General features: G+C 65.5%; 6 protein-coding genes. 4 read left to right on the top strand and 2 right to left on the bottom strand.

Annotated features, from left to right (window positions below; translation table 11 throughout):
• Nucleotides 1-178: 178 nt before the first annotated feature.
• Nucleotides 179-652: an ATP-binding protein gene (locus ABTZ59_RS35610; protein ID WP_351424780.1), complete on the bottom strand. Its 474-nt coding sequence runs from the start codon at nt 650-652 to the stop codon at nt 179-181.
• Nucleotides 653-897: 245 nt separating this feature from the next.
• On the opposite strand from ABTZ59_RS35610, the gene ABTZ59_RS35605 reads away from it, so the two are divergent.
• From ABTZ59_RS35605 to ABTZ59_RS35590, 4 genes are all read left to right on the top strand, one after another.
• Complete coding sequence (locus tag ABTZ59_RS35605) at nt 898-1749, top strand: Scr1 family TA system antitoxin-like transcriptional regulator (RefSeq protein WP_351424777.1); 852 nt, start codon at nt 898-900, stop codon at nt 1747-1749.
• A gap of 13 nt (nt 1750-1762) precedes the next feature.
• The gene (locus tag ABTZ59_RS35600) at nt 1763-1957 is read left to right on the top strand and encodes a DUF397 domain-containing protein (RefSeq protein ID WP_351424775.1); all 195 of its coding nucleotides are present in this window, start codon (nt 1763-1765) and stop codon (nt 1955-1957) included.
• 90 nt (nt 1958-2047) lie between these two features.
• A complete protein-coding gene (locus tag ABTZ59_RS35595) occupies nt 2048-2242 on the top strand; it encodes a DUF397 domain-containing protein (protein WP_351424772.1) in 195 nt (64 codons plus the stop codon).
• Nucleotides 2243-2566: 324 nt separating this feature from the next.
• A complete protein-coding gene (locus ABTZ59_RS35590) occupies nt 2567-2899 on the top strand; it encodes a hypothetical protein (RefSeq protein ID WP_351424768.1) in 333 nt (110 codons plus the stop codon).
• A 60-nt stretch (nt 2900-2959) separates the two neighbouring features.
• Here ABTZ59_RS35590 and ABTZ59_RS35585 read toward each other — a convergent pair.
• Nucleotides 2960-4154 (bottom strand): scabin-related ADP-ribosyltransferase (locus ABTZ59_RS35585; RefSeq protein WP_351424765.1); only part of this gene is annotated, 1195 nt, incomplete at its 5' end.

Below are 4154 nucleotides of genomic sequence, written 5' to 3'. Positions count from 1 at the left end.
ACCGGATCAGGGCAGCAGTAGCACGTGTACGTGAACCCCTCCTCCGCATCGAGCGGCACCGGCGGAAGGGCACTCTCCGCACTCGGCATCACCGCATACAGCACCCCCACCGCCAGCACGATCGCACTCATCGCGATCGACACAACGCCCCACAGGGCGGGGTCCGTTACGGGTGCCATCACCCGGCCACCTCGTTCCTGGCCTCGGCCAACGTGAACCAGACCGCCTTCAGCTTGGGCGAGCGGCCACCGTAGATCGTGAATCCCCACGCACGGGCCAGGCTGTCCACGAGCATCAGCCCCCGCCCGCCCTCTTGATCGCGCCCCATGCACACGGCCACCGGTTCGGCCGGCAAAGGAAAGGCCCAGGGCTTGTCGTCAGCCACGGAGACCGTCGCCTGTTTGTGGTTCACCGTCACATGCACGCGGATCAGCGACGTATGGGTATGGCGGTGGGCGTTGGTCACCACCTCGGTCACGCAGAGGCGCGCGTCATCGACGAGGTCGCGATGCCGGTTCACCCCCAGCAGCGACGTGACGAAGTCACGCGCGACCTTGGCCGCGCTCGCGGTGTTAGGCAGGGCAAGCCGGTAGGTCTCGCCACCTTGTGGTGGCGGGGGTACGGGAGTTGCGGTGGCGGTCACGGTGGTCATGTCGTTCTCCCAACGCGGTGCGGTCTGAACTGACGCGTGGCCCGCCATGCGTGGCGATGGCCGCGACAGCACGCCTCAAGGCGTGCCAAAGCGGCTGCACTTCGGTCTTACTGACGTGCGACGCGGTGCTGTGATGACGATAGCGCCTTCACCTCACATGTTGGACGGAGTCGCGTAAAGTCACGAACGAGGTGGACCCCGGTTTGGTCACGGGCCACACTGAGAGCCAACAAGAGGAGAGGCCGATGCCATCGAGGAAGGCGCCCACCGCGCGCCAATGTCGCTTGGGTACCGAACTGCGCAAGATCCGGGAGCACACCGGCCTGTCGCTCACCCAAGCGGCAACCATGCTCGGCACAGATCGCACCACGATCAGCAACATCGAATCCGGGCGATTCGGCGTGAGTCCCGAGCGGGTGCGCACGTGGGCCGGCCACTACGAGTGCCCCGACACGGCGTATATCGACGCGCTCGCCAGCATGGCCTCGGAGCGCATAAACGGATGGTGGGAGGACTACCGGGGCGACCTCTCCAGTGCCGCAATCGATCTGGCCGAATTGGAGCATCACGCCGTCGGCATTCGAGCGGTACAGATCATGCATATGCCCGGTCTGCTCCAGACTGAGGACTACGTACGTGCTGTGTTCGCGGAAGCCGTGCCACCGTCGAGCCCCGCGCGACAGCGCCGCTGGCTCTCACATCGGCTGAAGCGGCGCGACGTACTTGACCGGGCTGACCCGCCCACTTGCACGTTCCTGATCCACGAGGCCGCGCTGCGGATGACGTACGGCGGCTCCAAGGTCGCCCGTAGCCAGCTCGACTACCTGCTCAAGGAGTCGGATCGCGACAACGTCACCATCCGTGCAATCCCGTTCGCGGCGGGCGGGTTCCCGAACGCCAGCAGTTCGACACACTATATGTACGGGCCCGTTCCGCAGCTCGATACCGTACAGATGGAAACCGCGACCGGGTCGGCATTTCTGGATGCCGAAACGCGTCTCGTGAACTATCGAGCGGTGCTGGATCGGACCGAAGAGCGGTCACTCGATCCGGAGAGTTCACGAGACTTCATTCGCAAGGTCGCACAACAAGTATGAAGGCGTGAGAACAATGGATATTCAGTGGCGCAAGTCCTCAAAGTCCTCGGATGCCGAGGGCAGCAACTGCCTTGAACTCGCCGAGCACGGCGGCGAGATCCTCATGCGCGAGAGCGACAACCCCGACATCGTCATCCACACCACCCCTGCCAAGCTGCGCGCCTTCCTCGACGGCGCCAAGGAAGGCGAGTTCGACTACCTCGCCTGAGCAACCACCGCACCCCGCAACGGGCGGCCCCACCGGCGCAGGTGGAGGCCGCCCGTTTCTTTCGAGGGGCTTCGCGGCAAACATAGAGGTATGGATATTCAGTGGCGCAAGTCCTCAAAGTCGTCGGACGCCGAGGGCAACCACTGCCTCCAACTCGCCGAACACGACGGTCAGATCCTCATGCGCGAAAGCGACAACCCCGACGTGGTCATCCGTACGACCCGCGCCCAACTGCGGGCCTTCCTCGACGGCGCCAAGCAGGGCGAGTTCGACAACCTCGCCTGAACCCCCAACCAGCCGCGCGCGTCGACGCATACAACCCGTCGACATATGCCACCTCACTCGTTAGACGTCAAACACTTGATACGCGTCCGCAGCAAACGCTAACGTCTCCACGTGTCGCCGCCACGGGCAGAACCCTCGGCACAGCTCTGCCGTGCCGTGCCCGCCGAGCGTCGCGCAGCTCTCCCTCCTTCTGCGCCAGTTGGGGGAGTCCAGAAAGGTTGTCCCCTGCCCGCCGCTCGTCACGCCGGCCAAAGGCAGGGGACAACCCCAGCTCCACCCACCCGTCGCGCGAATCGCCCATGCCGCCCGCCAGGAGGCCCCGCCATGCCCAACTCCGGCACAGAACAAGCCTTCTGGTACGAGCGGGTCACCTACAGCCCGCTCTCCGTCGACGGCATCGCCGACGCATCGCACCACGTAGCCCCCACCCCCGCCGAAGCGATCCGCGCCATCCGCAAGGCCGTTCGCGACCTCGCCGCCACCCTCACCCCCATCGAGCGCAAGCACGCGCTGAGTTGGGTGGACGGTGGTGGCTGCATCGGCGCGGTCGCGGCGCTGCACCGGGGCGAGCCATGTGGGTTCTCGCTCAGCCACCGTGGCCTCTGGACGGAGTGGACTGTATGCCCCGTCCCGCTCCCCCTCACTCCCCCGGCATGACGACGGCCCTGTGTGGTGACCGATCGGTCACCACACAGGGCCGTACGTACGGCTCAGCTATCAGTCTCGCTCGTTCGGCGGCTCGTACCACTTGTCGTTCGGGATGTACTTGCCCAAGCTGCCGTCCGGGTTGATCTCCCAGGCACCCTTGATGTACCTCGAATCGATACCGCCGGGGAAGGAGACTTCTTGCTCGCTGGCCCAGCGACTGTGGTCCCCGAAGGTCTCGTTGACGTCGATTCCACCCGGCGGATCGATGTCGTAGCGGTACTTCTTGTCCTCGTAGGCCAGATCCGGGAGTCCGTCCCTCGTTGTCGAGACGAACGCCGAGGGCGTGTTCTGGGTCACATAGTCGTACAGATCCCCGTTGTTCGGATTCCTCGGCTCGAAGCCGTCCAGGAAGATTTCCTCGGGCGGACGGTCGTCGAAGCGGTACAGAGGATCGTCATCGTCGCGCCACTTGATGTCCTCCGGGTCGACACCCGTGATCTTGATGTCGAGGTCCGGGTCGGCCATCACCTCGGGGTGAGGGTTGGGGTTGGGGTTGGGCTTGCCGACCGGGCAGTCCTCCGGCCCCGGCTCGGGCTCGGGTTCCGGCTCGGGCTCCGGCTCCGGCTCCGGCTCCGGCTCCGGCTCGGGCTCCGGCTCGGGGTCGTCCCTGATCGGCGGGGGCGGCGGGTCCGTGAGGCCGATCGCGATGGTGAGCCGGTCCTTCACGTCCTGGAACGTGTCGACACCAGGAATGGTGGACCCCGCCACCGTGGACATCAGGTTCAGGGGGGAACGGCTTCCGGCGTCGGCCGCGAGCGCGGTACCGCTGAAGACAACGGGCGTCCGAGTACCGGCCGAGGCGAGCGTGTAGCGCCCGCTGCCGGCCGCACCGGCGGTCGCACTGCCGTAGAAGGCGACATTGGTCTTGTCGCGGCAGTCCTTGTCCTTGTCCTTGTCGTACTCGTCCGGGTCGTCCGGCTTTTCTACTTCCGTGCAGTGCTGGGTGATACCCGCAGGACCCATGACCGGATTGCAGATGGTCTCCTTGTCGTTCTCCTTGTCGTCATCCTTGTCATCGTCGTCGTTGTTGTCGTCGCTTTTGTCGTCGTCCTTGCCGCCGCTACTCCCGCCCGAGCTTCCGCCGGAATCAGACCCGCCGGTGGTGCAGTTCTGCATGTAGCCCCAGGGAGCCATGACCGGAATGCATTCCCAGTCGTCATCCGAACCCCCGCTGGAGCCACCGCCGCTGGAACCACCACTGCTG

The organism is Streptomyces sp. NPDC094034 (assembly GCF_040303865.1).
In the GTDB taxonomy this organism is placed as follows: Bacteria; Actinomycetota; Actinomycetes; order Streptomycetales; family Streptomycetaceae; genus Streptomyces.
The sequence above is the reverse complement of the archived record's forward strand: the minus strand, read 5'-3'. Positions and strand labels throughout refer to the sequence as shown.

What these genes read in the sequence shown, in the direction of transcription:
- ABTZ59_RS35605 (WP_351424777.1), top strand. Translation starts at nt 898, where the DNA reads ATGCCATCGAGGAAGGCGCCCACCGCGCGCCAATGTCGCTTGGGTACC.
- ABTZ59_RS35600 (WP_351424775.1), top strand. Translation starts at nt 1,763, where the DNA reads ATGGATATTCAGTGGCGCAAGTCCTCAAAGTCCTCGGATGCCGAGGGC.
- ABTZ59_RS35610 (WP_351424780.1), bottom strand. Translation starts at nt 652, where the DNA reads ATGACCACCGTGACCGCCACCGCAACTCCCGTACCCCCGCCACCACAA.
- ABTZ59_RS35595 (WP_351424772.1), top strand. Translation starts at nt 2,048, where the DNA reads ATGGATATTCAGTGGCGCAAGTCCTCAAAGTCGTCGGACGCCGAGGGC.
- ABTZ59_RS35590 (WP_351424768.1), top strand. Translation starts at nt 2,567, where the DNA reads ATGCCCAACTCCGGCACAGAACAAGCCTTCTGGTACGAGCGGGTCACC.